Annotated in this window: 21 protein-coding genes; 10 read left to right on the top strand and 11 right to left on the bottom strand. The window is 66.9% G+C overall.

Annotation, left to right across the window (positions count from 1 at the left end; all coding sequences use genetic code 11):
• Positions 1 to 37: 37 nt before the first annotated feature.
• Positions 38 to 727, top strand: coding sequence for a PEP-CTERM sorting domain-containing protein (locus IP92_RS24280; protein ID WP_158206867.1), 690 nt, complete (start codon positions 38 to 40; stop codon positions 725 to 727).
• 63 nt (positions 728 to 790) lie between these two features.
• Here the strand turns inward: IP92_RS24280 and IP92_RS24275 are convergent, their stop codons facing one another.
• Both IP92_RS24275 and IP92_RS24270 read right to left on the bottom strand, forming a co-directional pair.
• The gene (locus IP92_RS24275; protein WP_145880122.1) at positions 791 to 1213 is read right to left on the bottom strand and encodes a hemerythrin domain-containing protein; all 423 of its coding nucleotides are present in this window, start codon (positions 1211 to 1213) and stop codon (positions 791 to 793) included.
• 250 nt (positions 1214 to 1463) lie between these two features.
• Positions 1464 to 3674, bottom strand: coding sequence for a family 1 glycosylhydrolase (locus IP92_RS24270; RefSeq protein WP_145880119.1), 2211 nt, complete (start codon positions 3672 to 3674; stop codon positions 1464 to 1466).
• A 227-nt stretch (positions 3675 to 3901) separates the two neighbouring features.
• Here IP92_RS24270 and ppk2 point away from each other — a divergent pair, with 227 nt between their 5' ends.
• The gene (gene ppk2 / locus IP92_RS24265; RefSeq protein WP_371860976.1) at positions 3902 to 4798 is read left to right on the top strand and encodes a polyphosphate kinase 2; all 897 of its coding nucleotides are present in this window, start codon (positions 3902 to 3904) and stop codon (positions 4796 to 4798) included.
• On the opposite strand, the gene IP92_RS24260 is transcribed toward ppk2, so the two are convergent.
• Together IP92_RS24260 and IP92_RS24255 are read right to left on the bottom strand one after the other, a co-directional pair.
• On the bottom strand, positions 4776 to 5261 hold the full coding sequence (locus tag IP92_RS24260) for a hypothetical protein (RefSeq protein WP_145880115.1): 486 nt from the start codon (positions 5259 to 5261) through the stop codon (positions 4776 to 4778). The genes ppk2 and IP92_RS24260 overlap by 23 nt on opposite strands.
• A 1176-nt stretch (positions 5262 to 6437) precedes the next feature.
• Positions 6438 to 7010, bottom strand: coding sequence for a hypothetical protein (locus IP92_RS24255; RefSeq protein WP_145880113.1), 573 nt, complete (start codon positions 7008 to 7010; stop codon positions 6438 to 6440).
• A gap of 383 nt (positions 7011 to 7393) precedes the next feature.
• Between IP92_RS24255 and IP92_RS24250 the strand changes: the two genes are divergently transcribed.
• On the top strand, positions 7394 to 10873 hold the full coding sequence (locus tag IP92_RS24250; protein WP_145880111.1) for an SdrD B-like domain-containing protein: 3480 nt from the start codon (positions 7394 to 7396) through the stop codon (positions 10871 to 10873).
• Positions 10874 to 10911: 38 nt separating this feature from the next.
• Positions 10912 to 11586 (top strand): PEP-CTERM sorting domain-containing protein, encoded by a 675-nt coding sequence (locus tag IP92_RS24245; RefSeq protein WP_229418948.1) that lies wholly within the window; start codon positions 10912 to 10914, stop codon positions 11584 to 11586.
• 87 nt (positions 11587 to 11673) lie between these two features.
• Here IP92_RS24245 and IP92_RS24240 read toward each other — a convergent pair whose 3' ends face one another.
• The gene (locus tag IP92_RS24240) at positions 11674 to 12612 is read right to left on the bottom strand and encodes an alpha/beta hydrolase (RefSeq protein WP_199271863.1); all 939 of its coding nucleotides are present in this window, start codon (positions 12610 to 12612) and stop codon (positions 11674 to 11676) included.
• A gap of 150 nt (positions 12613 to 12762) precedes the next feature.
• Between IP92_RS24240 and IP92_RS24235 the strand changes: the two genes are divergently transcribed.
• Complete coding sequence (locus IP92_RS24235; RefSeq protein ID WP_158206865.1) at positions 12763 to 13827, top strand: patatin-like phospholipase family protein; 1065 nt, start codon at positions 12763 to 12765, stop codon at positions 13825 to 13827.
• A gap of 35 nt (positions 13828 to 13862) precedes the next feature.
• Here the strand turns inward: IP92_RS24235 and IP92_RS24230 are convergent, their stop codons facing one another.
• A complete protein-coding gene (locus IP92_RS24230; protein WP_145880107.1) occupies positions 13863 to 14615 on the bottom strand; it encodes a hypothetical protein in 753 nt (250 codons plus the stop codon).
• Positions 14615 to 15469: a glutathione-dependent disulfide-bond oxidoreductase gene (gene yghU / locus IP92_RS24225; RefSeq protein WP_145880105.1), complete on the bottom strand. Its 855-nt coding sequence runs from the start codon at positions 15467 to 15469 to the stop codon at positions 14615 to 14617. Before yghU ends, IP92_RS24230 begins: the two co-directional genes overlap by 1 nt.
• A 198-nt stretch (positions 15470 to 15667) precedes the next feature.
• On the opposite strand from yghU, the gene IP92_RS24220 reads away from it, so the two are divergent.
• Positions 15668 to 15940, top strand: coding sequence for a hypothetical protein (locus tag IP92_RS24220; protein ID WP_145880103.1), 273 nt, complete (start codon positions 15668 to 15670; stop codon positions 15938 to 15940).
• Between the two features lie 198 nt (positions 15941 to 16138).
• Here IP92_RS24220 and IP92_RS24215 read toward each other — a convergent pair whose 3' ends face one another.
• Complete coding sequence (locus tag IP92_RS24215) at positions 16139 to 17368, bottom strand: ROK family protein (RefSeq protein ID WP_145880101.1); 1230 nt, start codon at positions 17366 to 17368, stop codon at positions 16139 to 16141.
• A gap of 468 nt (positions 17369 to 17836) precedes the next feature.
• Between IP92_RS24215 and IP92_RS24210 the strand changes: the two genes are divergently transcribed.
• The 3 genes from IP92_RS24210 to IP92_RS24200 all read left to right on the top strand — a co-directional run bounded on the left by IP92_RS24210 (position 17837) and on the right by IP92_RS24200 (position 24578).
• Positions 17837 to 20830 (top strand): TonB-dependent receptor, encoded by a 2994-nt coding sequence (locus IP92_RS24210; protein ID WP_229418947.1) that lies wholly within the window; start codon positions 17837 to 17839, stop codon positions 20828 to 20830.
• A gap of 171 nt (positions 20831 to 21001) precedes the next feature.
• Positions 21002 to 23626, top strand: coding sequence for a glycoside hydrolase family 3 C-terminal domain-containing protein (locus tag IP92_RS24205; RefSeq protein ID WP_145880096.1), 2625 nt, complete (start codon positions 21002 to 21004; stop codon positions 23624 to 23626).
• A 28-nt stretch (positions 23627 to 23654) separates the two neighbouring features.
• Positions 23655 to 24578 carry an alpha/beta hydrolase gene (locus IP92_RS24200; protein WP_199271862.1) on the top strand — a complete coding sequence of 308 codons (924 nt, stop codon included), beginning with the start codon at positions 23655 to 23657 and terminating at the stop codon, positions 24576 to 24578.
• Positions 24579 to 24604: 26 nt separating this feature from the next.
• Here the strand turns inward: IP92_RS24200 and IP92_RS24195 are convergent, their stop codons facing one another.
• Complete coding sequence (locus tag IP92_RS24195; protein WP_145880092.1) at positions 24605 to 25072, bottom strand: hypothetical protein; 468 nt, start codon at positions 25070 to 25072, stop codon at positions 24605 to 24607.
• Positions 25073 to 25283: 211 nt separating this feature from the next.
• Positions 25284 to 25601: a hypothetical protein gene (locus tag IP92_RS24190; protein WP_145880090.1), complete on the bottom strand. Its 318-nt coding sequence runs from the start codon at positions 25599 to 25601 to the stop codon at positions 25284 to 25286.
• A 139-nt stretch (positions 25602 to 25740) separates the two neighbouring features.
• On the opposite strand from IP92_RS24190, the gene IP92_RS24185 reads away from it, so the two are divergent.
• On the top strand, positions 25741 to 25938 hold the full coding sequence (locus IP92_RS24185; protein ID WP_145880088.1) for an entry exclusion lipoprotein TrbK: 198 nt from the start codon (positions 25741 to 25743) through the stop codon (positions 25936 to 25938).
• Between the two features lie 81 nt (positions 25939 to 26019).
• Here IP92_RS24185 and IP92_RS24180 read toward each other — a convergent pair whose 3' ends face one another.
• A complete protein-coding gene (locus tag IP92_RS24180; protein ID WP_145880086.1) occupies positions 26020 to 26496 on the bottom strand; it encodes a hypothetical protein in 477 nt (158 codons plus the stop codon).
• Between the last annotated feature and the right edge of the window lie 156 nt (positions 26497 to 26652).

The following is a 26652-nucleotide window of genomic DNA, read 5'->3' as shown; positions in this document are numbered from 1 at the left end:
AGGAGGAGACATGTGTTCAGTTCGGATCGGAGCGATTATGGGCAAGGCAGTACTGGCCGCAGTGCTGCCCCTGGCGATGGCGGGCCACGCGAATGCCGCCATGTTTCAGATCACGATGCAGACCAGTGGGACAGGTTATTTCCAGATGGACGGCATGTTCGACGAGGCGGGCCCCGCGAGCGGCGGTCAGGTGCCCTACACGATGCGGATGATCGCGACACTGACGGATCCGGTCGCCGACCATTCCGGCCCCACGAGCAAGTGGTGGTCTGACTCCGATGCCTCCGTGCGCGTGGACCTGGAAGTCGGCGGCGTCGTGTATACCACCATCCAGCAGGATCGTTATGTGCGCCTCTCGCACGCCGCGGGCAGGAGCGGCGCGCCCTACGAGGTGCTGGAGATGTATGCCGAGTTGCTGCCCCACTCCGTTGGCAACAGCGCCTCGCTGTCGCACACGATCCACCTGGCGCCCGGCCTGCTGCCGTTCAGCGACATCATCGAACCCATGGCCTTCGCAACACCGGACGTGCTGCAGACGCGGATCGATGGCGGCGTCTACATCATCTATGAGGACGTGTTCGTGCAAGTGGGAACGCTCGGGGCGTACGGCCAGCAAACGTCGGTCTCGGTGACGGCGGTACCGGAACCAGGCACGTATGCGATGACGCTGCTGGGCTGTGCAGTGCTGGCCGGCGCTGGCGCGCTGCGGGCGCGGCGCGCAGGCTAGCCAGGGCCGCGCGGACGAGGACGGCGGCACCGGCGGCACAGGACGGCCCCGCGGGGCCTCCTGTCAGGCCGCCTCGACCAGTGCGGCCACGGCCGGATAGAACTCGTTTTCCTCGCGCCGCATACGCTGAAACAGCGCACGCAGCACGCGGTTCGCGTCCGCGCGGAAGGACTCCGGCTGCGCGGCGACGTGCGTGGCAAGGTTCCACCGCTGGGCAAACGCGAGGTAGTCGCCGACGATGCCGGTCATCTCCTGCTGGTATTGCCCACCCATGCGCGCCAGGCGGCGATCCGTGCCGCCCGCCAGCGCAGGGTACAGCGTGCCGTCCTCCACCGCCAGATGCAGCTTGATCGCGCCGCTCATCGCCACGATCTGACGCGCGATCTCGTGCGCATTGACGGCGATGCCCTCGTGCGTCAGCGCGCGCAGGCGCGCGATGCTGTCGTAGATCGCCGTGTGCTGGTGCTTGAATTTATCGATGTTCATCTACTGCTCCATTCATGCTCGACAGCAACAGTGTAGCGCTCCCGGCTTTAACATGCAAATGATCTACATGTTTAGTGCTTCGGCACGAGGCCGCGTTGGTGACGGGCACGGCAGTTGAAGGTCCGCGGTACCGCCCGAGGGCGGGCAGCGGGAGGCGTGCGGAAGCGGGCAAAGAGTGGGCGAGCGATAAGCCGCCCTGTAGGCGGCGGGACCTGCCCAATCGGCGCGTGATGCCTCCCGCCGGCACGGGTCAGCCGCGCCCGGCCCGCGGTGCCTCACGCCGCTCGACGTTCGCAGCCTGGGTGGCGGCGGCAAAGCGGGCCAGCGCGTAATCGAGCGACGGCAGCAGCGCACCGCGCCGCGTCGCCAGCACCGGTGCCGGCACTTCCTCCGGCGCCACCAGCATCGTGCCCAGATCGAGCAAGCCGGCAGCCCGCGCCACCAGATCGGCGGCAGCCACCCCGGAATCGTTGTACAGGTGCCAGACGCCCTGCTCGCCGTCGACGGCCAGGTCCAGGCACGCATCGACGAGGTCCGGCAGATACGTCGGCGCCAGCGTCAGGTCGGCCGGCACCGCGACAGGCTCGCCCTCGCGCAGTGCGGCCAGCGCACGGCCCAGCAAGCCCACGTCGCCATCGGCGCCGAAGAAGTGCCCGCTGCGGACAATCAGCGCGCGCGGATTGGCGAGCCGCGTACGCCGCTCGGCCTCGGCCTGGCAGCGCCCGAACGCATCCACCGGTGCGGGTGCCGCGCTTTCATCCCGCACACCCGTCACGCCGGCCAGCACGGCGGGGCTGGAGAACATCTGGTACGGCAGCCCATGGCGCGCCGCCGCCAGCGCCAGCACGACGGCGCCACGGATATGCGCGTCATAATCGGCGTCACGCGCCGCCGCATCGGCAGGCCCCGGCAACGGCGGCCGCGCCCCGGCCGCGTTGACGATGGCCCATGGCCGGTGCTGCCGGATCATCCGCTCGACGGCCTCCGGGTCGGTCGCATCCATCGTATCGCGCCCGGCCAGCACGCACGGCAGGTTCCGCGCATTGCAGCGCGCCGCGAACGCCCGCGCCAGCGCACCGCTCGCACCCGCGATCAGGATCGGCGGCATCGGCGCCCGCGCCTGCTGGCGCTCCGCCAGCGAGGCCGCCACGCCGGCGGCGGCAACGGGCCGGCACAGGAAACGCCCCGGCCGATGCCACCAGCCGCTGCCCTGCAGCACCGGATGCTCCAGCGGCTGCCCGCTGGAGAGCTTGCGCATCATCCGGGCCAGCGCCGTCGGCCGCGGCGCCGCGCCGCGCACGTCGAACGGCCCCGGCTCGTAATAGCCATGGCAGGCGGTGACGAGGCAGTTCCAGTCATACGACCCCAGCAGCGCCCACACGGTGACGGCACGCACGTCCGCCCCCGCGTCGCGCTGCGCCTGGGCCGCCTGCCAGATCTCGCGCAGCCAGCGCAGCTGGTCTTCGCGGTTCGCATCGATATGCGCCTCGGTGATCGCGATCGGCAGTTTGTAGCGCTCCCATACCTCGGCCAGCAACGGGCCGATGCCGGGCGTGGGATTGGCCAGCACGCGCGCCGTTTCCATGTCGGCATGCCGCCAGCCGTTGTACTCGTGCACGTGACTGGCCGGGAACCGGTCGACGCGGTGATCAAGCCAGCGCTCGCTGGTGATGTAGTAATTGACGCCGATGATGTCCGGCGGGCACGGGTTCTCGCGGAACCAGCGCAGCTCGTCCTCGCTGGCGGCGGACTGCAGTAGGAAGCCCCACAGCGCGTGCCCGGGCCCCACCATGCCGCACAACAGGTCCCACGACAGCCAGCGCCGCTCGTTGAAGAAGTCGACCAGCTTGCCCATTTCCCGCGTGCCGTAGGTGCGGCTCAAGTCGTCCGTCTGCACGAGCTTCGCGTCCGGATTCACGGCACGGATCGCCCGCATGGCCAGCACGGTAGCCCGGCACTGGTTCAGCAGCGCACGCACGAAGGCGGCCTCGGATGTCGCATGGGGATACCAAACGCCGGACAGCCCGGAGAACCGCGCAGTCGTCAGCGGCTCGTTGACGGGCGTGTAATACGTCAGCCACGGGTAGCGCCGCGCGACCGCACCGGCGTACTCGGCGAGCTTGTCCGCGAAGCACGGCGACACGAGACTCGTATGCCGCGGCCCGCTGCCATGGTGAACGAGCCCGGCGATCGGTTCGACGCCGAGATCGCGCAGCCGCGCCAGCCTCTCATCGCTCCACGACCAGTCGGCCTCGTCGATATCGCCCGGCGCGGTGCACTCCCACAGCACCGGATAACGGACCGCGCGGATGCCGAGCGATGCGAACCGGTCGACGTCGTCGACGCGGTCGCGGTGCCCGTTGCGCTCCATCTGGCTGAAATATTGGTCCGACACACGGTTCACCGTGCATTCAAGGCCGCCCCACAGTTCGAGGGCGGAGCTGCCAGCGTGTTCGCTCATCGTTCTCTCCAGAGTTGACCTGCTTGCAGCTTACGGGCGTACCGTACAGGTCGGCGTGGGCGTGTTTCCTGCTGGCGTGTCGGACTACTTCCCGCCGGCTCGCACGAGTTTTTCCCATACTGCAATAAAAACCCGTCATGGCCGTGTCACAAGCGGCCGGTATAGTGCCGCGCATGACGACCCTGGACCCGCACCCACACCCCCACCCCAACGCGCTGCCGCCGGAAATGCTCGAGCGTATTGGCCGCGACATTGCCGACAGCTACGACGAGGAACTGGAACTGGAGCTGGACGACCGCGACCTCGACCCGGACACGCTGCTGCCGCCGCACGCCCGCAGCGACGAGGAAAAGGAAGCGCGGCGCATGTACTTCCGAGAGCTGTTCCGCCTGCAGGCGGAGCTCGTGAAGCTGCAGGACTGGGTGGTCCACACGGGCCACAAGGTGGTGATCCTGTTCGAAGGCCGCGACGCGGCCGGCAAGGGCGGCGCCATCAAGCGCATCGTGCAGCGGCTGAACCCGCGCGTCTGCCGCGTCGCCGCGCTGCCCGCCCCCAACGACCGCGAACGCACGCAATGGTATTTCCAGCGCTACGTCCCGCACCTGCCCGCCGCCGGCGAGATCGTGCTGTTCGACCGCAGCTGGTACAACCGGGCCGGCGTCGAACGCGTGATGGGCTTCTGCACGGACGAGCAATACGAGGAATTCTTCCAGACGGTGCCCGAGTTCGAGCGGATGCTGGTGCGCTCCGGCATCCAGCTGATCAAGTACTGGTTCTCGATCTCCGACGAAGAACAGAACGCCCGCTTCCTGTCGCGCATCCACGACCCGCTGAAGCAATGGAAGCTGAGCCCAATGGACCTGGAATCGCGCCGCCGCTGGGAGGAATACACGAAGGCCAAGGAAATCATGCTCGAACGCACCCACATCCCCGAGGCCAAATGGTGGATCGTGCAAGGCGTGGACAAGAAACGGGCGCGCCTGAACTGCATTCACCACCTGCTGGACCAGATCCCGTACGAGGAAGTGGACCGCCCATCGATCGCGCTGCCGGAGCGCGAGTACCACGAGGACTACGTCCGCCGTCCGGTGCCGCCGGAGATCATCGTGCCGGAGATTTACTGACGGCCCTCCCCCGCCGATCGCGCGGCCCCGCATGACTGCGCCGCAGATGCTTCGCCCGCACCCAGTGCCGCTCGCCGGGAAACAGCAGCACGACGTTGTCCCACGCATTGCACGGGATGTACCGGAACATGCGGACGAACTGGTTGGGCGAGGTAGGCTCCCCCTGGAACAACAGCTGGTCGCCGACGACCTGCGCATAATCGTCCGGCCCCCGCAGGTAAAGCCGCAACCGGGTGCCATGCGGCAGGAACAGCTCCTTCCAGTGGTAGCCGCGCGGGACGTCCCCCTCGGCCATCCCCACCCGCTCAGCCAGCGCGCCGGCCCGTTCGCGGTCCGCAAGCCACGTCTCGACGATGTCCCCAAGCGCGGCGCCGAGATCCACGGCTTCCTCCCGCTGCTCGAAATACCGCGCCAGCTTCAACAGAACCTGGGCGGGCAGCCCCACGGTGACGATGCCGTTCACGCTTGCTTCCTCCGCTGTTGGGTGCATGGTCGGTGCATGTTCGGGTGCATATCCGGTACATGTTCGGGTGCATATCCGGTACATGTTCGGGTGCATATCCGGTGCACGTGCGGTGCATACTCGGTGCACGCGCGGTGCCCGGCACTCATCCGGTGCTCTGCGCGTTGTGCGGCGCGCTGCATGCCAAATCAGTACTGTTCTTTGTTTGACTCGACAGCAGCGAGAAAGTTCGGGCGGATCTGGCGAAATTTCGGGGGTGACTCAGCCATCGCGGCGCCTTGCGTGACAGAAAATAAAATTCCTTATTTGGAATTTTCTCCGTTTGCGGACGCATTTTCTCTTTCGTTCTCTACGCTGCTCGAATCCCCTCCGCACAGCGGCGCACAAACAAGAGCGGAGAAGCAAAGAGAGAACAGAAGAGGATTCTAGAGAAAGGCAGCAAAAGTGGAGAACTTCTCCAATACGGCGCCGAGGGGGTCACCCGCACCCTCAGTGCCTGGACCTGGAGTCGCGCATCGCATGGCAATCGGAAAAGGCGGCGCGTTTGCCGCATCAGCAGCCTCAGCCGCTTTGTAAACCGAGGTACCCAGTCATCACGTGCGGCACCAGTCGCGGCCAGCTTGCGTCAACCCATCGGTTGCCCGCAGCGCGTGACGGTTGCGACCCGACGGGCCACGTCAGCTCAATCGGAACAGCCAAATCGGCCCGTTCATCAGCAAACGCTGCAAGCCCAACCACGCCGTCACCGCCGCGTCGCCGCCGCTTGCATACCTCATCCCGCCAGCCCAACGCCCGCGCGCCACGGGCCACCGCCCCGGCGCCGACCTCCGGGCCACAGCAGCCAACAAGCCCTGCCGAACCGTACGTCAGCAGACCACTAGCCAACACCCCGGCGCCGACCGCCGGGCCACGTCAGCCGACAAGCCCTGCCAAACCGAACGCCAGCGCTCCATAAGCCAAGACCCCGGCGCCAACCGCCGGGCCACGGCAGCAACATAGCCCTGCCAAGCCCAACGTCAGCCCACCACCAGCCATCGCCCCGGCGCCGACCGCCGGGCCACATCAGCCAACAAGCCCTGCCGAACCGAACACCAGCGCACCACCAGCAAACAACCGGCGCCGACCGCCGGCCACATCGACCAACAAGCCAGCGAAACGCCGCGCGACGCCAATCAATCAGTTAATCGCCCGCTTCACCCCATCACTCCGCCCATGCCAAGCCGGCCACGGCTTCTCACTGGACAGCGCATTGGACAGCGTCGCAATCACCTCATCCTTCGCCTGCATCCGCTCCCGCCAGCTCGCATCCGCGGCCAGCCGCGCAGCCTTCTCGAGCTGCGCAATCCGCTCCAGCAACGCAATCCGATGCTCGCAAGCAGCCAACCGCTCCCGCAACACAGCCAGCTCCACGGCATCGCCACCCGGCTGCTCGACAGGCGGAGCGACTATGACAGGCGTGGCGGCCAGCGACACGCCCGGCTGCCCAACCTGCTGCAACACGGCCCGTATCGCATCATCGGTCGCCGCCGCCGAAGCCCCGGCCCGCGCCGCGGACGTTGAGGCGGCCTGCGTGCCGCCCCCAAACGACCCCAACGGCCCATAAGCCCGCACCAGTTCCGCCGAATCGATCTTCAGCGAGCCATCGGCCGTGAACACCTTGTCCAGGCGTCCTTTCTCGAGGTCGCGGTAGATCGACGTGCGGCTGCGCCGGGACAGCCGCGCAGCTTCGGTTACGGTAAGTAGTGCCATCGGTGAGCTATGCGTAGACGGAAAAAAGCGCCGCATCATGCCGGGCGGATAGCGTTTCGTCAAGGGCAAGCCCGCCGGCCTTCCCTGTAGCGCGCCCCCTAAAACCCCGCCAGCCGTTGCCATCGCAACTACACACGTTGCAGTACGTTCACATATATTAATTTTTGTTACTGATTTAGCTCAACTGCTGTACACTTGCCAACTCTTGTGTCGAACTGACATCAAACATGTCAGTCTTGCATCAAGAAAGTCTGACCGAAATTCACAGCCTGATTGAAGCCGTACCCAGATCCTGTACCGCGTCCAAGGGCCAATCCCCCGTCCGCCGCCGAGCATTCACGAGATGCAGGCAAGGCATTGGAACTTTTGAGTACTGAGCAAACATGAGCGATATTTTCCTGACCAGCACGATCCACGTCGACGAAGACAGCAACGTCTCGTTGGCGCTGCGCGACGTGCTGGCGCAAGCCGGCTACACGACCCCTGCCACGCTGTCCGTCAGCGAATTGATCACCGAGATGCCCGACGGCGAGTACGCCGACGGCAATACACCGCTGATCGGCATGGCGGATGCCCAGACGCTGTACGTGCGCCCCGGCGCATGGCAACAGGATTACAACGGCCAGTTCACGACGTACCAGCTGGTCGTCGCCGGCGACAACGGCGACCTGGTGACGCTGGAGCTGCGCGTCGTCGTCGATCCCGTCAACGACGCTCCGACCGGCACCGATCACGCCTTCGATCTCGCCACGCGCGATGCGGTCGTGCTGACGAAGGACGCATTCGGCTTCCACGACGCCGTCGAAGGCAACGCCTTCCAATCCGTCATCGTGACGACGCTGCCGGCCGCCGGCACCATCATGTTGAACGGCGCCCCAGTGTCCGCAGGCACGGAAGTCGCGGTGGCCGACATCGAAGCGGGCCACCTCAGCTTCGTGCCGGACGCCGCATCCGGCGGGCTTGTCGAAATGGGCTTCCACGTACGCGACAACGGCGGCACGACCGGCACCGGCGCGCAGGACACCAGCGTGACAATGAACTACCTGACGTTCAAGGTGCCTGCCCCTGCTCCCACCCCTGCTCCGCCCCCCACCGATCCTGGCAGCGGACAGCCGCCCGCCACTGGCGGTGGCGACACCGGCACCGGCGGCTCCCTGCCCCCATCGACGGGCGCCCCGCAACTGGCCCGCATCGGCGACACCGTGTGGGAAGACGCGAACGGCAACGGCATCCAGGACCGCGGCGAAGCCGGCATCGGCGGCGTCACGGTGGTGCTGCGCGACAGCACCGGCGCGACGGTCCAGACGACGACCACCGACGCATCCGGCCACTACCAGTTCGAAGCGGGCAGCGGCACGTACACGATCGGCGTCACCGCGCCGGCCGGCTACACGATGACGGCCAAGGGCGCCGGCAGCGATGCCGCCGCCGACAGCGACGTCAATGCCAACGGCATCTCGGACACGTTCACGGTCGCCAAGGGCGATGTCAACGACAGCGCCGACGCGGGCATGTACCGCGCCGCCGGTATCTCGACCACGCTGTGGAACGACGCCAACGGCAACGGCCAGCGCGACGCGGGTGAAGCCGGCATCGCCAGCGTGAAGGCGGCACTGCTGGACGCGGCCGGCAACACGGTCGCCACCAGCGTCACGGACGCGCAAGGCAACCTCTCCTTCGCGGGCCTGCAGCCGGGCAGCTACAGCCTGAAGTTCGACGCCGCCAGCCTGCCCGCGGGCTACACGTTCCGCGCCACCGGCACCGACCTCGACGCCGCAGGCGCCAGCGCCAAATTGACGCTCGCCTCCGGCCAGCAGGCCACGCTGCAGGCGGCCGCCTTCGCGCCGATCGGCACGGTGGCCAGCACCGTCTGGGAAGACCGCAACGGCAACGGCGTGCAGGACGCGGGCGAAACCGGCATCGCCGGCACCAAGGTCCGCCTCGTCGACACGAAAGGCGTCATCGTCGCCACGACGACGACGGATGCGCAAGGCAATTACAAGTTCTCGGCCGCCGCGGGCGACTACACGGTGCGCGTCGACAAACCGGCCGGCTTCCAGTTCACGTCGACCAACGCCGGCGCCAACGATGCGATCGACAGCGACGTCGACGCCTCTGGCGCCTCCGCGCTGTTCACCGTACGCGGCGGCCAGACCGTCGATGCGGCCGACGCGGGAGCGTACCGCACGGCCACGCTGGGCAACCGCGTCTGGTTCGACTGCGACGGCGACGGCATTCAGGACAGCGGCGAGAGCGGCATCGGCGGCGTCAAGGTCACGCTGCTGGACAAGGACGGCAAGGCGGTGGCCGCCACCGCCACCGACTGCAACGGCCAGTACGCCTTCACGGGCCTGAAGCCCGGCACCTACAGCGTGCAGTTCGATAAATCGGCACTGCCGTCCGGCTATGTGATCACGCAGCGCGACGCGGGCACGGACGACACGCGCGATTCGGACATCGACGCGAACGGCCTGTCGCAGAAGGTCGTCCTCCTCTCGGGCGAGACCAACAACACGATCGACGCTGGCGTCGCCCAGGCGGCCCGTATCCACAGCACCGTCTGGGAAGACAGCGATTACGACGGCTTGCAGGATTGCGGCGAAGCGGGCATCGGCGGCGTCACGGTGCGGCTGTACGATGCCAACCACGTGCTGAAGGCCAGCACGGTGACGGCGGCGGACGGCAGCTACGAGTTCGGCAAGCTCGCGGCCGGCAGCTACAGCGTCGAGGTGGTGCGCCCGTCGGGTTACTACACGACGAAGGCGAATGTCGGCTACAACAGCTACGACAGCTACGACTCCGACTTCAGCAACGTCGGCACGACGACTACCGCGACGAGCGGCACGTTCAAGCTCGCCGCCGGCGAGGTGGCCACGTCCATCGACGCGGGCCTGTACCGCAAGGCCAGCATCGGCGACAAGGTATGGCGCGACGCGAACCACAACGGCGTGCAGGACACGGGCGAGGAAGGCATCGGCAAGATCAAGGTCATGCTGTACAACGCCGGCACGGGCGCGCTGCTCGGCACGACGACGACGGATGCGAAGGGCAGCTACCTGTTCAAGGACCTGGACCCGGGCAGCTACTACCTGAAGTTCGACAAGACCAATGTCTCGTTCACGGACGCGAAAGGCTATACCTACGCGATGAACGACTGGAAGTGGGGTGTGAAGAACACCGGCAGCAACGACCAGATCGACAGCGACGTCAAGGGCGACGGTATCAGCAAGGTGGGCCTGACGCAGACGGATGCGACGTTCCTGTCCTCCGGCGAGAACGACATGAGCTGGGACGCGGCGATCACGCCGATCGCGCTGGACCTCGATGGCGACGGCATCCACACGATCGCCCGCGCCGACTTCACGGGCAAGTTCGACCTGCTCGGCACGGGCAATGCGATCCGCACCGGCTGGCTGTCGTCCGGCGACGCGTTCCTTGCGATCGACGCGAACGGCAACGGCACGATCGACGGCATCGGCGAACTGTTCGGCGGCGCCAGCAAGGGCAGCGGCTTCGCCAAGCTGGCTTCGTTCGACAGCAATGGCGACGGCCACGTCGACGCGCACGACGCGCAATTTGGCGCACTCACCCTTTGGCGTGACGCCAACAGCAACGGCATCACCGATGCCGGCGAGCTGATCTCGCTGGCGCAGGCCGGCGTCACGTCGCTGGCCGTGGCCTTCGAAGAACTGCCGTTCCTCGACGCGAACGGCAACCTGCACCTGGAGCGCAGCAGCGCCACCGTCGCCGGCCACACGGTCGCGATGACGGACGTGTACTTCAACGTGGCCGCGGCCGACGTTGCCGCCGCCGGCATGGAAGTCACGTCGATGGCCACGCTGATCGGCCAGGCCGCCCAATGAATGCCGCACCCCTGCACAACAATCTGAAAGAACCGACGATGAAATCGATCACCACCCTGCGCGCCCTCGTTGGCGCCGCCATCCTTACCGCCTCCTGCGTCACCTGCGCCGCCGCGCACGCAGCCACCGTCAACTCCGTCACGGGCAAGCTGCTGTTCACGACGGCGAACTTCGGCCGCGGCAGCACGTCGATCACGGTGCCGGAATGGACCGTCACGGAAGGCGCCTACAACGCGCTGGCGTTCTGCATCGAACCGGTCACGCCGATGACGAACCGGGAAGGCCTGACGGGCAGCGCGTTCGCCGGCTTCGCCGACAACAAGTCGGTGCAGCGCCTGTTCTCCGTGTACTACCCGACGCTGTCGACGGCCTCGCCGGCCGCCACGGCGCTCGGCTTCCAGCTGGCACTGTGGGAGCTGTACAAGGACAACGGCAGCCTGACCTCCGGCAGCCTGGCGTTCGGCACGGCGGGCAACGGCAGCGAGCTGTCGAAGGCCGTGCTGAACACGGCGGCCGGCATGCTGGCGACGGCGCAGGACAGCGCAATCGCCATCGACAACCACTTCAGCTTCACGCGCTACACGGCCACCGGCGCGCAGCCGGTCGTGACGGCGATGGCCATTTCGCCCGTCCCGGAACCGGCAACGTATGCGATGTTCGGCGCCGGCCTCGCGCTGGTCGGCTGGGCTGCGCGCCGCCGCAACGCCCGTTGAGCCCAGCGCCCGCCGAGCCGCCGCGATTCGGGCGCGCTGTCCGGGCAGCCGTGGCTGATCCGGGCACGGCATCCGAGCGGACGGCGCTCAGTCGCCGATGGCTTGCCCGTCCCGCGCCGCCGCATCCCCAGCCTGCGCGCCGCTGGCCTTCCCGCCGCTGACCTGCCCGCCACCCACATCGCTCACCTCCCGCCGCATCACCCACGCGGCGATCGCCCGCATCACGGCCTGCTCGCGGCCGACGAAGCCATGCTCGGTGTACGCCTGGCATGCATCGCCGTGCGGGTTCACGCTGCCCGTTACCGTGACCAGGGGGATCGTGCCCTTGCGCTGCACGATGGACGCATAGCGCGTCAGCGCGCACGGATCGTCGCGGTGATGCACGAACAGCTGCGGCACCTGGCCGCGCGACCAGTCGAACGATGCCAGTGCGGCGCCGTGAGCATTGCGGCCCGTCTGCGGATCGGTGAACGTGGCCGTGTGGATCGCGCCATCGAGCACGCCCTTCAACGAACGCGCCAGATAAGCCGTCGACACCGTGCCGTAGCTGGTGCCGGCCACGTACACCTGTCGTGCACCCGGCTCGCGCCGGGCCAGCGCGGCAACGGCCGCCACGTCGGCCGCATGCCGCGCCGAAGCCCGGTACGCGTCGCCGCAGTCGCCCCGCTCGTCGCTCGGGCAATCGACCATCACCGTGAAGATGTCCGCATCGGCAAGGTGGCGGCGCGCGCGGATCAGGAAATTACCCTTCAGGTCATAGGCCAGCGCGCCGTTCTCGGTACGGATGTTCAGGATGCCCGGATACCCGGCGAACAGCAGCACGGCCACGGTGGGCGTGGCGCCGGCCTGTTTGCTGGCGATGACGGAAAGATCGGCGCCGCGCTCCAGGTGCACGACGTGCAGGCTGTCCGACAGCGCGTCCGCGCCGGCCGCCTGGGCGAACACGAACGCGGCACCGCCGGCCGCCACCGCTTGCAACGCGCGCAACGCGCGCAACGCTTGCAATGCCTGCAACAAGTGGCGCATCACCCCTCCTCTTCAGGATAGTTATCGAAACGTCAAGTCTAGCATCGTTGCGCGACGGCGACGTGCCGCCCGCCGCTTGCGCATCGTCAACGTCGAGAAAATTCCAGTAGGCAATCTATGCGTTCTTTCGACGTGACCAATGGAGTAGTGATGAAAAAACCGATGGCTTTGATCCTGCAGGGCGGCGGCGCACTGGGCGCCTTTGAATACGGCGTCGTCACCGCGCTGCTCGAGGACGGCTGGACGCCGACCGCCGTGACGGGCGTTTCGATCGGCGCGATCAACGCGGCCTCGATCGCCGGCGCCAAGGATGGCGACATCGCGGCCAGCATGCGCCGCATGTGGCAAGCGATCACGCTGCCGACCGTGCCGTGGCTGCCGGCCTCGAAGCAGGCCAACCTGTCCCTGCTGGGCAATCCGAATTTCTGGCTGTCGCGCACCGATTACTGGCGCCTGCCGTACTGGAACAGCTGCTGCACGACGGCGCCGATGCTGGGCACGCTCGCGGCGCACCTGGATTTCGATCAGCTGAACGATCCGAAGCACATCCGCTTCGGCGTCACCGCGACGAGCCTGTATACGGGCGGCCAGACGACGTTCTCGAACCACGTCGCGAAAGGCGCGCATACGGATGGCGGCCAGCACAAGGCGGTGCGCGCGACGCTGACGCCGTCGCACATCGTTGCCAGCGGCAGCCTGCCGCCCGGCTTCCCGGCCACCCGGATCGACGGCACCGACTACTGGGACGGTGGCCTGTTCAGCAACACACCGATCGATGCGCTGCTGAACCTGCTGGAGCCGCACGAGATCGACACGCTGCCGATCTTCGTTGTCGACCTGTTCCCGACGGAAGGCCAGCCTTCGCCCGTCACCTTGCAGGAAGTGCAGACCCGCGCCACGGCGCTGCAATACCAGAACCGTTTCTGGGCGCAGTACGGCGGCAATGCGAAGCTGGAAGGCTTCCTGGCGATGCTGGACAAGCTGGAGTCGGCAACCGCCGGCACCGCCGTTGCCGACATGCCCGCCTACGACTGGCTGATGCGCCTGCGTGCGCTGAAAAACCTGCACGTAATCGCCAGCACGCCTGCTGCCGCCGGTGGCGACCATGACTTCTCGGAGTATGGCGTACGCAGCCGCTACGAAGCGGGCCGCGCCGCCGCGCAGCAATACCTGGCACGGCTCTCTCGCCAGCCGAAGTTGCGCGCCGCGGCGTAACGCAGCGCGACGCGGTGGCTCGGCTCAGTTGGACACTACGCCGCCGCGTCATCCTCGGTGGCGGCCAGTTCCTCCGGCGTGACGGCGAGCGGCACCTGCCGCACACCGTTGCTGCCGGCCCAGGCGATGGCGGCGGCCACGATCAGGTTGGTGACCACATTCGCCCACGCCAGCGGCCATGGCCAGGTCGCCATCGCCGCCACCAGCAGCACGCCGTACAGCACGAACAGCACCTGCAGCCAGCGCAGCACGGGCCTCGTGCCAGTCCCGGCGCCTTCACCACGGCGCCGCAGCGCGGCGCGGACGCGGGACACGAACGTCGCCAGCGCCAGGCCATAACCGGCCATCTGCACGACGATCGGCGCCAGGATCATCAGCTCGGCCAGGCTGCGCCACACGGCGCGATCTTCCTTCGGCGGCTGTTCCAGCGCCACCAGCAGCAGCATCAGCAGGAAGGCCAGTGCCGGCAGCAGATGACGCCAGCGCCGGCGCACCGACACGGAACCGTCCACCAGCGACGACGCATACGACCACGTGGCCGGCCCCAGCACGAGCAGCGCCGCATCGGCGAACGGCGCGATCCACCGCGCCGCCGCATTCCAGTGCAGGTGCCTGACGAAGTCGCCCAGCGGCAGCAACGCGGCCGCCGCCAGTACCAGCATCAGCCACGTGCGCGCATGGCCCGGCGCGACGCGGCGCCCGACCTGGACGAGGGACAGCAGTGCCGCGGCCAGGGTCAGGCCCGCGACCGCCAGGGCCGCCGCGTCGGCGGGAGTGACGAGCGCCATCAATCGAGGTCCGCGGCCGAGTGCCGTTCGGCCACCTGCTCTTCCGGCTTGCCGCGCACGCGGTTGACGCGGCGGCCCCGCTGCACGGCGGGGCGCGCCATCAGCTCGTCGGCCCAGCGGCGCACGTTGCGGTACTCGTGCACCGACAGGAATTCGGCGGCGTCGTACAACTCGCCCAGCACCATGCAGCCATACCACGGCCAGATCGCGATATCGGCGATCGTGTACTCGTCGCCCGCCACGTAGCGGTGCTCGGCCAGCTGCCGATCGAGCACGTCGAGCTGGCGCTTCGTCTCCATCGCATAGCGGTCGATCGGGTATTGCAGCTTCTCCGGCGCATACGCATAGAAGTGCCCGAAGCCGCCGCCGACGAACGGCGCGGAGCCCATCTGCCAGAACAGCCAGTTCAGCGTCTCCGTGCGCGCCCGCGGTTCGGTGGGCAGCAGCGCACCGAATTTCTCGGCCAGGTAGACGAGGATCGAGCCCGATTCGAACACGCGCAGCGGCGGCTGCACGCCGTGGTCGCTGAGTGCCGGGATCTTCGAATTCGGATTGATGTCGACGAAGCCGCTGGAGAACTGCTCGCCTTCGCCGATCTTGATCAGCCAGGCGTCATACTCGGCGCCCGCGTGGCCCAGCGCCAGCAGCTCTTCCAGCATGATCGTGACCTTCTGGCCGTTCGGCGTGCCCAGCGAATACAGCTGCAGCGGATGCTTGCCGACCGGCAGCTCCCGCTCGTGCGTCGCGCCGGCCACGGGCCGGTTGATGTTGGCAAACGTGCCGCCGGACGATGCGGGCGGCGTCCAGACGGCCGGGGGCACATAGGGTGTCGAATGCGTCGTCGTTTCGCTCATGCGCTTTCTCCTGTTCTTGGCCGCTGCGTGCGGCGTGGGTACGCATCTTACTGCAAGCGGCGCAAGCGCATCCAGGCTGCCTTCGGAACAAGACCTGTGCGGAAACGGCAAGGATAACCAGGCGCTGCATGGGGATTTTTATTGCCACACAGCAATTTCAAGCATATACTGACAACTCGACGCAATGGAGGAAACCGAATGGAAACCGTACTGCAAGCCGCCCAGCTGCGGGCAAAAGGCCAGCACGACGAAGCGCTGGCCCTCGTGGACGCCACGCTGCCGACGCTGGCCGACCAGGAGCGTTTCATGCTGATGCTGCAAGGCCTGTACGCCGCCGAGGAATCCGCCAACACCGCCAAAGCCGCCGCCTTCGCCCGCGAACTGGCGGCGCTGGAACCGAACCTCGTGTCGATCCAGCCCTACGTGGCGCTGGAGGCGGAAGACATTGTGTCGCTGGATTTCAAGCGCTGAACGAAAGGGCGCAATTAGCGGCTGAGCTGGCTTAGTTGGCAGCTCTAGGTGCACCGATATCGCATACTTTCACCCCAACGGCAAAGGCCGGGGTCAGACCCGCCGGGTCTGACCCCAGGGGTTCGGGTCTCGGGTTTGCCTAAACTGAACGGCATTCATGCCTGACCCTGGTGTTTATGCCGTCATCCACCTTACAACTTAGCTCCCACCCCGCTCCACCCTCCTCGCCAAACTCTGCTGATCCAACGGCCGCGTCACCCGATACAACGCCAGCGCCGCCGCCCCCACCGCCACCGCATCCGCGCCAAAGTGCGACGTCCGTATCTGCGGCGGCGTCAACTCGGCGGCCAGCGAATAGCCATCCAGCACCCGCCGCGCCGGCCCGATAAACGATTCTCCCAGCTGCAACGCCGGTCCGCCGATGACGATGGCCATCGGATCGAAGCTGGCCCACAGATTGTTCAGCAACACGCCCAGCTGCCGCCCCGCCGCCTCGACCGCCGCGCACGTGGCGGCCTCGCCATCGGCAACGCGCCGGAACAGCCGCTCCAGCGCCGCATAACTGGGCCGCTCGTCGCCCAGCAGCGACGACAGCCCGATCAGCGCATCGGCGCAGCCGCGCCGGCCGCATGAGCAGCGTGGCCCGTCCGCCTGCAGGATCGCGTGACCGACCTCGCCGCCGAAACCGCTCATGCCCGTCAGCAGCCGGTCGCTGACGATCACGCCGGCGCCGACGCCATAGCCGATCGACAGGTAGATCAGCGGGTCCGTGCTCGACTGCCGCGAGAATTCGAATTCCGCCAGCGCCGCCACGTTCGCTTCGTTCTGGATGCACAGCGGCAGGCCGTCGAGCAGCGTGCGGGCCAGGTGGGCGTGGAACTGGCCAGCCGCGTCGACATTGCGCCAGCCCAGGTGCGGCGCATGGCGCAGGATGCCCAGCGTCTCGTCGACGGCGCCGTGCAGGCCCACGCCGGCGCCCAGCACGCGGCGTGCGACGCCGCTCCGCGCGGGCTCCGCCAGCTCGCATGCGAGCCGGATCATCTCCAGCGCGACGAGGCGGATGCAGGACGCCGGATCGTGCACGTCCTCATAGCCGATGACGCGGCTTTCCAGCACTTCGCCCAGCAGATTGGTCGCCACGACGCGCGCTTCGTCGACGCCGACGTCGGCGCCCAGCAGCGCCAGGCGGTCCGGGTCCAGGTGCAGCGGCGTCGCGCGGCGCCCCACCTCCCCCGTCACGAGCAGCTCGCTTTCCGCCAGCCAGCCCTCGTCCATCAACTCGCGGACGAGCAGGCTCACAGTGGATTTCGTCAGCTGCAGCACGTCCGCCAGCGCGGCGCGCGACAGCCCCGGCTGTGTACTGACCTGGCGCACTAGCGCCATCCGATTCAATTGCTTCAGCAGTTGCTGGTCACCGGTGACGGGCATCGCGATTCAGGCTTGTTGACATTGTGAGGATTATGCAACACCTGCCCGCGTCGCGACAGGGGAACCTCGTTCACAACAATGAGCAATGTGGCCGGACCACTTTGCCAAGTCGCTTGCGCCGTGCAATGGAGACGTTTCCAGGAAGTCGTTGATTTTGCTGTGAAAACGTTTTCGACCCAGTCGTTGTGGCGCGCAGCACGACCGTGCATTTCATCCGAACGCGGCGTCGAAGGCCGCTTTCCAGCCGTCCAGCGCCACGAATTTTATTTGTTCGATCGATTGACCAATTAAATTGGTTTTCTTAATCTTTACTAAATTTCGCCCGTTTATCGCGTTCCCATCGGCGCCAGGTAGCGGACGAACAGTCCCGCAGCACGTTCAAAGAAACGGCGCGGGACGGGTGACAGCGTTCCACCACCATCGGCGCCGCCACGGCGGCGCCCCATGTCAAAGAAGAGAGGAGACACCGTGCTGTACAGAAAGAAGGGCTTCGCGCCCCCCAATACCAGGCATCGCCTGATCACCCTGGCCGTCGCGAGCGCTTGCGCCACGCTGGTGGCGCCGATCCACGCACAAGAGGCCGGTGCCGCCGCGACGACGGCGGTCGCCGACCCGACCACGCCGGCCACGGTGGTGGTGACCGGCATCCGCGCGGCGATGCAATCGACGCTGAACCTGAAACGTAATTCGGACGGCATCGTCGACGGCATCGTGGCCGACGACATCGGCAAATTCCCGGACACGAACCTGGCCGAATCGCTGCAGCGCATCTCCGGCGTCTCGATCGACCGCAACCGCGGCGAAGGCGCGCAGGTGACGGTGCGCGGCGTGGGCCCGGACCTGAACATGGTGCTGCTGAATGGCCGCCAGATGCCCACGTCGAACCTGGGCGACCTGGCCGGCCGCGCGTTCGACTTCTCGAACCTCGCCTCCGAAGCCGTGTCGCAGATTCAGGTGTACAAGAGCTCGCGCGCGGACACGCCGCCGGGCGGCATCGGCGCCACCCTGAACATCATGACGGCGCGGCCGCTGGAACTGGGCAAGCAGGCCAGCGTGGGCGCGAAGGTGGTGTACGACACGTCGAACGACAACCTGCCGATCGAGGACAAGGCCAAGCGTTCATACACGCCGGAGATCTCCGGCATCTACAGCACCACGTGGGCGGACGGCACGTTCGGCGTGGCCGTCTCGGCCAGCTACCAGGAGCGCAACCTGGGCGTGAACCAGTCGCAGATCACCAATGGCTGGAAGGGCCCGTACCGCGGCGACCAGTCCGGGGTGACGGGCGTGATCCCCCTGCCCGGCCAGCCCGGCTCGGAAAACATCACGAACCGCCCGGACCCGAACGACGTCTACTCGGTACCGCAGAACATCTCATACTTCATGCGCGGCTCGCAGCGCCAGCGCACCAACGGCCAACTGACGTTCCAGTGGAAGCCGAACAAGGACCTGACGACGACGCTCGACTACACGTACTCGGAAAACAAGATCCAGACCAAGTACCACGAGCTGTCCGCCTGGTTCAACCACGGCGCCTCCGTCAGCAGCTGGACCGATGGCCCGATCGCGTCGCCGATCTTCTACCAGGAGAACGTCGCGAACCAGGACATCGCGATGAACGCGGGCGACTTCGCCACCAAGTCCGAGAACAACTCGATCGGCTTCAACGCGCAGTGGAAGGCTTCGCCGAACCTGCGCCTGTCGTTCGATGCGCACCACTCCACCGCCGAATCGAAGGCGGATCACCCGTTCGGTTCGAACAACGACCTGGCCACCGTCAGCTTCAGCCGCGGCAATACGCGCGTGAACTTCGAGCACGAGATGCCCGTGCTGTCGATCGAAGGCGCGGACTTCAACCGCGCGCCGATGCAGGTGTCCGGCTCGTGGTTCCAGAACGGCTACCAGAAGATGGAGATCGACCAGGCCCAGGCCAACGGCCGCCTGAAGCTGTGGGAAACGTCGGAACTGAACTTCGGCCTGTCGCTGACGAACGTGAAGAACCGCTCGGCGTTCCAGCAGGTGCAGAGCGACACGTGGGGCGGCGCCACGTCGCCGGCCGACTACCCGCAATCGATGTTCCGCGCCGATACGCTGTCGCAGTACTTCGACAAGCTGGGCGGCCACGACGACCCGGCGCTGTTCCAGCAGATCCACCTGTTCGACTTCGCCGCGATGCGCCAGCGTGCGTCCGACGCGACGGGCAAGCCGGAAAAATACCTGCCGAGCCTCGCCGACCCCGACTACGACCGCCGCACCACCGAGAAGAGCAAGGCGCTGTACTTCCAGCTCAACACGGAGTGGGAAACGACGATGCCGATGCACACCGGGATCGGCTTCCGCTACGAGAAGACCGACGTGCATTCCACCGCGCTGTCGCAGACCGTATCGGGCGTGAACTGGGTGTCGCAGAACGAGCTGCCGTTCGTCTTCGCCGGCAAGGAGTTCACGTCGCTGAAGGGCTCGTACCACCACTTCCTGCCCAGCGTGGACTGGGACATGAACGTGCGTGACGACTTCAAGGTCCGCGCCAGCTATGGCCAGACGATCGGCCGGCCGCGCTACGACCAGATCCAGGGCGGCACCAACATCAACCCGACCGGCACCGTCACCTACGGCACCGGCACGCGCGGCAATCCGGCGCTGCAACCGGTCAAGTCGAAGAACATCGATCTGTCGGCCGAGTGGTACTACAACAAGCAAAGCCTGATCTCGCTGGGGCTGTACCACAAGGCGCTGACCAACTACGCGGGCCAGAGCGTGCAGATGGAGACGTCGCCGAGCGTCACGACGCCGATCGGCGGCAAGTACTTCAACGCGGCGCTGGCAGCGGGCTGCGTGGCGACGGACACGAACTGCATCCGCAACTACATCTTCCGCAACTTCAACGGCCAGCCTGGCGTCGTGCGTGGCGAAGACAACGCAGCGGGCAACGCGACGGGCACGATCACCGGCATCCCCGGCGATCCGCTGGTGCAGTACCAGATCACCACGTTCGTCAACGAGAAGTCGGCCAACCTGAAGGGCGCGGAGATCAACTGGCAGCACATGTTCGGCAACAGCGGCTTCGGCTTCCAGGCCAACTACACGTACGTGAAGTCGAACCTGAAGTTCAACAACGCGGGCTCGGGCAACCAGTTCGCGCTGGTCGGCCTGTCCGACTCGGCGAACCTCGTCGGCATCTACGAGGATTCGAAGTGGTCGATCCGCGCCGCGTACAACTGGCGTGACGAGTTCCTGTCGTCGGTGACCGACCTGGCAGGCTCGAACCCGCAGTACGTGGAGCCGTACGGCCAGCTGGACATCTCGATCAGCTACAACCTGTCGAAGAACCTGTCGCTGTCGTTCGAAGGCATCAACGTGACGGACGAAACCCAGCGCGTGCACGGCCGCACCAAGATGATGGTGCTGTCCGCCACGCAGGGCGGCCCGCGCTACATGCTGGGCGCGCGGTACAAGTTCTGATCCTTGAAGCCCGACCCGGTCGAAGTTCTGGCCGGGCCATCAGCCCAACCTCCAACCCCAGGCCCAAAACCCGGGGTCAGACCCGGCGGGTCTGACCCCAGCGTTTGCAGTTGGGGTGAACGCGACCGGGCCAGGTACACCTGGCTCTGGCCGCCCTCTCAGGGACACCCAATGCGAAAACTCTTCAACCGCAAGGCTGGGCTGCACGCCTTGCTACTGGCTGCGGTCTTTCACGCCCCCACCATCGCTTACGCCGCCGACCTCCAACAGGATGCCGAAACCCGCGCCACAGCCCTCGTCGCCCGCATGTCCCCCGACGAGAAACTCGCCCAGCTGCTGAACGTCGCCCCCGCCCTGCCCCGCCTCGGCATCCCCGCCTACAACTGGTGGACCGAATCGCTGCACGGCGCACTGGGCCCCGTGCCGACGACGAACTTCCCGCAGCCGATCGGCCTCGCGGCCACGTTCGACGCCCCGCTGGTGCAGCAGGTCGCCGCCGCGATCGGTGTCGAGGTGCGCGCGCTGCACACGCTGGGCCGCCAGACGGGCCACCTCGGTAAGATCGGCACGGGCCTCGACACGTGGTCGCCGAACATCAACATCTTCCGCGACCCGCGCTGGGGCCGCGGCCAGGAAACCTATGGCGAAGACCCGCACCTGACTGCCGCGCTGGGCGTTGCCTTCATCCGCGGCATGCAGGGCCCGAACCCGGACCTGCCTGACGTGATCGCCACGCCCAAGCACTTCGCCGTGCACAGCGGCCCGGAATCGACCCGCCACGCGGCCAACGTGGACGTCTCCGCGCACGACCTCGAAGACACCTACCTGCCCGCCTTCCGCGCTGCGATCGTCGATGCCAAGGCCGGATCGATCATGTGCGCCTACAACCGCGTCAACGGCCAGCCGGCCTGCGCCAGCGACCTGCTGCTCAAAACCCATCTGCGCGGCGCCTGGGGTTTCAAAGGCTACGTCGTCTCCGACTGCGACGCGGTCACGGACATCTCCGAACACCACAAATACGCGCCCGATCCGGCGGCCGCCGTCGCCGTGGCCCTGAAGACCGGCACCGACAACGAGTGCAACACCAAGACGCTGGGCGACGTACCGAACCTGCCAGCACGCTACCGCGAAGCGCTGCGGCGGGGCCTGATCGGCATGGACGAAGTCGACCGCGCGCTGGTGCGCCTGTTCGCGGCGCGCTATCGCAACGGCGACCTGGCCGGCCTGCCGCAGCGCGCGGCCAAGCCCGTGCCGCTGAGCGCGATCGGCACGGCCGAGCACCAACAGCTGGCACTGGATGCGGCCACGAAGAGCATGGTGCTGCTGAAGAACGACGGCGTGCTGCCCCTGAAGCCCGGCCTGAAGGTGGCCGTGATCGGTCCGCTGGGCGACGCCACCCGCGTCCTGCGCGGCAATTACTCGTCGACGCAATCCGCGCCGCCGATCTCCGTCGTCAACGGCCTGCGTCAGGTGCTGCAGCCCGCGCAGGTGACGCTGGTGCCGGCAGGTGCATCGATCACCGATGGCGACCCGGTGCCCGAGGCCGCGCTGCGCACGCCGGACGGCAAGCCGGGCCTGCGCGCCCAGTACTTCAACGGAAAAGACAGTAAGCCGATCGTGACGCGCATCGAGTCGGGCTTGCGTTCGCAGGCGCTGGCGCTGAAGGCCGTGGCCGACCGCCACAAGGTCGTCTGGACCGGCTACCTGGTGGCGCCGGACAGCGGCACGTACCGCATCGGCGTCTCCGGCGTGCAGGGCGAACTGACCGTCGACGGCAAGCCGGCCGTGCGGGCGACGAGCTATTCGAAATGGGCCGAGCCACTGCAGCTGACCGAGGTGCGCTTGCGCCAGGGCCAGCGCTACCCGCTGCGCTTTCATGCCGAGACGGGCGGCTCGGGCGTGCCCGGCCTGTTCTGGAAGCGCATTTCCACGGACCCGGATGCCGACCTGGCTGCCGGCACGCGTGACGCCGACGTGATCGTCGCGGTGGTCGGCCTGACGTCCGACCTGGAAGGCGAGGAAATGGCCATCAATGTCGAGGGCTTCTCCGGCGGCGACAAGACGTCGCTGGACCTGCCGGCCGACCAGCGCCGCCTGCTCGAACGGGCCAAGGCATTGGGCAAGCCGCTTGTCGTCGTGGCGATGAACGGCAGCGCCATCGACCTGTCGTGGGCAAAGGAGAATGCCGCGGCGATCCTCGAGGCCTGGTACCCCGGCCAGTCCGGCGGCCTGGCGGTGGGCAACGTGCTGACGGGGAAAGCCGATCCCGGCGGCCGCCTGCCGCTGACGTTCTACAAAAGCTTGGCCGACCTGCCGCCCTTCGACGACTACACGATGCGCGGCCGCACCTACCGCTATTTCACGGGCACGCCCGTGTACCCGTTCGGCGCGGGCCTCAGCTACACGACGTTCCAGTACACGCCGCTGCATATCGCACCGGCTGACGCCGCCGGCGGCGCGCCGGAAAACGGCATCGTCGTCACGACGGAAGTGGCAAACACTGGCACGCGCGACGGTGACGAAGTCGCCCAGCTGTACCTGACACCGCCAACGTTCGACGGCGCCCCGCGCCATGCGCTGCGTGGCTTCCAGCGGGTGTCCCTGAAGGCGGGCGAGCGGCGGCAGGTCACGTTCCGGCTGGCGCCGCGCGACCTGTCCTTCGTCACGGCGGACGGCACGCGACAAGTGATGCCGGGGCAGTACCGCGTCAGCGTCGGTTCGGGGCAGCCAGGCAGCGGTGTCGCGGGACGGGATGCGACGCTGGTACTGAACCGGCCGGCCGTACTTGAAAAATAACCCACAACGGAGACCAACGATGACAAGCATGCAGACAGCCAGGTGGCTCGCCGCGGCGGGCCTGACGCTGGCGATGGCCACGCCGGCATTCGCGCAGAACGACAAGATGACGCCGATCGCTACGCCGGCACAGCCGAACGCGATCGAACTGGGCACCGGCGCGCTGCCCGGCGCGAAGGCCACGGAATCGTGGCACCAGCAATACGGCAGCGTCTTCGCCCGCAACGTGACGGTGGCCACCTTGACGCCGTTCCTGCCCGACCCGGCGAAGGCCAGCGGCGCGGCGGTGATCGTCGCACCGGGCGGCGCATTCCGCGCGCTGTCGATGGCAAACGAAGGATGGGACGTCGCGAAGGCGCTGGCCGACAAGGGCGTCGCCGCATTCGTGCTGAAGTACCGGCTCGTGCAAACGCCGCCCGACCTGCCCGGATTCGAACGCGCGATGGGCCAGCTGTTCGCCGATGCCGGCAAGCGCGGCGGCCCGCCGCAGCAAAAGAACCCGGCAACGGAGCTGGCGCCGCAGATCGCCGACGCCCGCGCCGCGTTCGCGCTTGTGCGCTCGCGCGCCGCCGAGTGGCACGTCGACCCTGACCGCATCGGCATGGTCGGCTTCTCGGCCGGCGCGATGCTGACGATGTCCACCGCGCTGCACGGCCAGGATGCCAAGCCGGCATTCATCGGCAACATCTACGGCCCGCTGCACGCCGTCACCGTCCCGGCCGACGCGCCACCGCTGTTCGTCGCGCTGGCCGCGGACGATCCGCTGTTCGGCAACGGCGGCTATGGCGTCATCGACAGCTGGCGCGCGGCGAAGCGGCCGGTCGAGTTCCACCTGTTCGAACAGGGCGGGCATGGCTTCGGCATGTATCCGAAGACGACAACGAGTACCGGGTGGTTCGATGCGTTTGCCCGGTGGCTCGCCATGCACGGGTATTTGCAGCGCAAGGGTTGAGGGCGCTGAGGGAGGTGGCGCCCGCGCTACCTCCAGCTGCCGTCCAGGCCAAAGGCCCTGCGCAAGCGGCGCCAGAATACGGCGACCAGCAGTGCGATCACGGCGGCCAGCGCACCGAAAAAAATCCAGCGGTTCCAGGCGAACAGCTTCATTGCGGATTCGCCGATGAAGACCAGCACGCTCCCAATCGTGACCAGGTAGCCAAGCGCTTCCAGCGCATTCTGGAGCTTGCCGGGATCCCTGGGCGGCGGGAGCGCGACGTATCCGCTGATCTCGTCGAGCGTCCGCCGCCAGCGCACGACGAACAGCAAGGCAACCGTGGCGATCCCGACGCCAAGGACGACGTTCCTTCCATAGCCGAACAACTGCACGCCGATGCCGCCGACGGCGAAGCCAAGGCACGCGCCAACCCAGGTCAGCACGGCCGCGGCCCTGATACGATCGCCAGCTCCGTAGTGGCGCGTGGGCAGGCGGTAGAACAGCCTTCTACTCAAGTGTTCTTCTCCAGTTGCTTGTGACGGCCACGCCGCGCGGAGTGTGACAGAGCGGCGCGCAAGACCAACATGGCCGAGTTCACCGCTGGCGCTGCTCAAGGTAGGCGCGCCGCCTGTTCTCCTGCATCTGCGCGAACTCCGCCATCAGCCGATCGCACGGCTCCTGCGCGGCCTCGCACAACGCCGCCGTGCGGATGCCGACCTGGCCGTGTTACGTCACCAAGGTACGCCGCACAACAGCCGGCGCTGCGTAATGGTCGGCCGGAGCAAAAGACCACACCACCGTTTCAGGCGTGGAGAACGAGACGATGGTCCAGCCGTTCGGGGTTACGCGGACCTCGGCGCCAGGCTTGTGCGGGACGGTGGCGAAGGCCTGCGCGACGCTCCGGTAACCGATCGCGGTGTCATTGTCTGCCGCGTTGGTGGCGGGACGATCCTGCGCCCACGCCGACGCGATGGCGACGGCCGTCAGCAACGATGCGGCCGTCAAACGGTGTGCGACGCAGGTCGCGAGGTGGCGGATGTTCATGCCACGATGGTAGCAGAAGGTTCCCCAAAGAAATCTCTCCGATAGTCACGCAGGGAAAGGCTGAGGTACCACGTGGTTTGCGGACACCCGTCGCGACGCGCTATCATCGCGCCTTCTCATTCGATCGGAGCCTGCTGCCTTGAAGCGAACCAACCTGATAATCGGCGTCGTCGCGGCTGGCGTCATCGCCGCTTTCGCGTGGCGCAGCGTCTCTCGGGTGCCGGCCCAGCCGGTACGCGCCCCGGTTGCGGCCGAGTGCACGCAGGAAGCGATACGCGCGGTGGGCGATGCAGTCGAACGGTCGATCCTCGCGGCGCAATGCCGTCATCAACATTGACGGTTATCTGCCAGAGCGCGCTTGCTCCCGTTACCGACAACGTAACTGTGAAGGTCCCGCCTTACCCTGCCTTTTCCGCTGCTATCGAGCGATGACAGACTGAAAGCCGACAAGCCTGCCTGCATCGGCCAAAAAGTCCAATGCTCCTTCCTTATCAGGAGCGGGGCCAAAAGCAATGATGCCGAAGCCGGTGTCGTCATGCGGATACATGATCAGCCCCCTTCCCTCGCATACGAGGAAACAATGTCCACGCAGGCCATATACAAGCATGCGAGCGGCTAACAGCTGTGCGAGGACCCCGCGTGTCACCGAACGAAAGGGGACCGCTAGCATGTTTAAATATGCCGCCTCCACCCCGGCAGCATAGCTATCCGCGTCATAATCTGCTCCAAACCGCGCACGATAACTGAAGCGCGGCAGCACATCATTGGCGCACAGAACTGCCACCAGACTCGAGTCCGCGGCATCCATCTCGGCATCACCGAACTGTCCCACTTCATCATCGTTAGCGTGGAGCGAACTAAGTAGTGTCCAATCGTTCCATTCACCTTCGAGCACGTCGAGCAGGCAGGAAACGACCGTCTCCGCCTGTCCATTCCTGTACTTGCCGATCCGTTCACAGTAGCCGACGAAGCCTGGTGACTACGAGTAGCCGTTCAAGTTCACAGAAGCAAGCACCACATCCCTAATATTGTGCACTCTTTAACCCTTAGC

Origin of the sequence: Pseudoduganella flava, from assembly GCF_007830495.1 — a bacterium.
In the GTDB taxonomy this organism is placed as follows: Bacteria; Pseudomonadota; Gammaproteobacteria; order Burkholderiales; family Burkholderiaceae_D; genus Rugamonas; species Rugamonas flava.
The sequence above is the reverse complement of the archived record's forward strand: the minus strand, read 5'-3'. Positions and strand labels throughout refer to the sequence as shown.

Excerpts from the sequence above, each read along its gene's own strand:
- IP92_RS24280 (WP_158206867.1), top strand. The coding sequence starts at position 38 with ATGGGCAAGGCAGTACTGGCCGCAGTGCTGCCCCTGGCGATGGCGGGC.
- IP92_RS24275 (WP_145880122.1), bottom strand. The coding sequence starts at position 1,213 with ATGAACATCGATAAATTCAAGCACCAGCACACGGCGATCTACGACAGC.
- IP92_RS24270 (WP_145880119.1), bottom strand. The coding sequence starts at position 3,674 with ATGAGCGAACACGCTGGCAGCTCCGCCCTCGAACTGTGGGGCGGCCTT.
- ppk2 (WP_371860976.1), top strand. The coding sequence starts at position 3,902 with ATGCTCGAGCGTATTGGCCGCGACATTGCCGACAGCTACGACGAGGAA.
- IP92_RS24255 (WP_145880113.1), bottom strand. The coding sequence starts at position 7,010 with ATGGCACTACTTACCGTAACCGAAGCTGCGCGGCTGTCCCGGCGCAGC.
- IP92_RS24250 (WP_145880111.1), top strand. The coding sequence starts at position 7,394 with ATGAGCGATATTTTCCTGACCAGCACGATCCACGTCGACGAAGACAGC.
- IP92_RS24245 (WP_229418948.1), top strand. The coding sequence starts at position 10,912 with ATGAAATCGATCACCACCCTGCGCGCCCTCGTTGGCGCCGCCATCCTT.
- IP92_RS24240 (WP_199271863.1), bottom strand. The coding sequence starts at position 12,612 with ATGCGCCACTTGTTGCAGGCATTGCAAGCGTTGCGCGCGTTGCGCGCG.
- IP92_RS24235 (WP_158206865.1), top strand. The coding sequence starts at position 12,763 with ATGAAAAAACCGATGGCTTTGATCCTGCAGGGCGGCGGCGCACTGGGC.
- IP92_RS24230 (WP_145880107.1), bottom strand. The coding sequence starts at position 14,615 with ATGGCGCTCGTCACTCCCGCCGACGCGGCGGCCCTGGCGGTCGCGGGC.
- yghU (WP_145880105.1), bottom strand. The coding sequence starts at position 15,469 with ATGAGCGAAACGACGACGCATTCGACACCCTATGTGCCCCCGGCCGTC.
- IP92_RS24220 (WP_145880103.1), top strand. The coding sequence starts at position 15,668 with ATGGAAACCGTACTGCAAGCCGCCCAGCTGCGGGCAAAAGGCCAGCAC.
- IP92_RS24215 (WP_145880101.1), bottom strand. The coding sequence starts at position 17,368 with ATGCCCGTCACCGGTGACCAGCAACTGCTGAAGCAATTGAATCGGATG.
- IP92_RS24205 (WP_145880096.1), top strand. The coding sequence starts at position 21,002 with ATGCGAAAACTCTTCAACCGCAAGGCTGGGCTGCACGCCTTGCTACTG.
- IP92_RS24200 (WP_199271862.1), top strand. The coding sequence starts at position 23,655 with ATGCAGACAGCCAGGTGGCTCGCCGCGGCGGGCCTGACGCTGGCGATG.
- IP92_RS24190 (WP_145880090.1), bottom strand. The coding sequence starts at position 25,601 with ATGAACATCCGCCACCTCGCGACCTGCGTCGCACACCGTTTGACGGCC.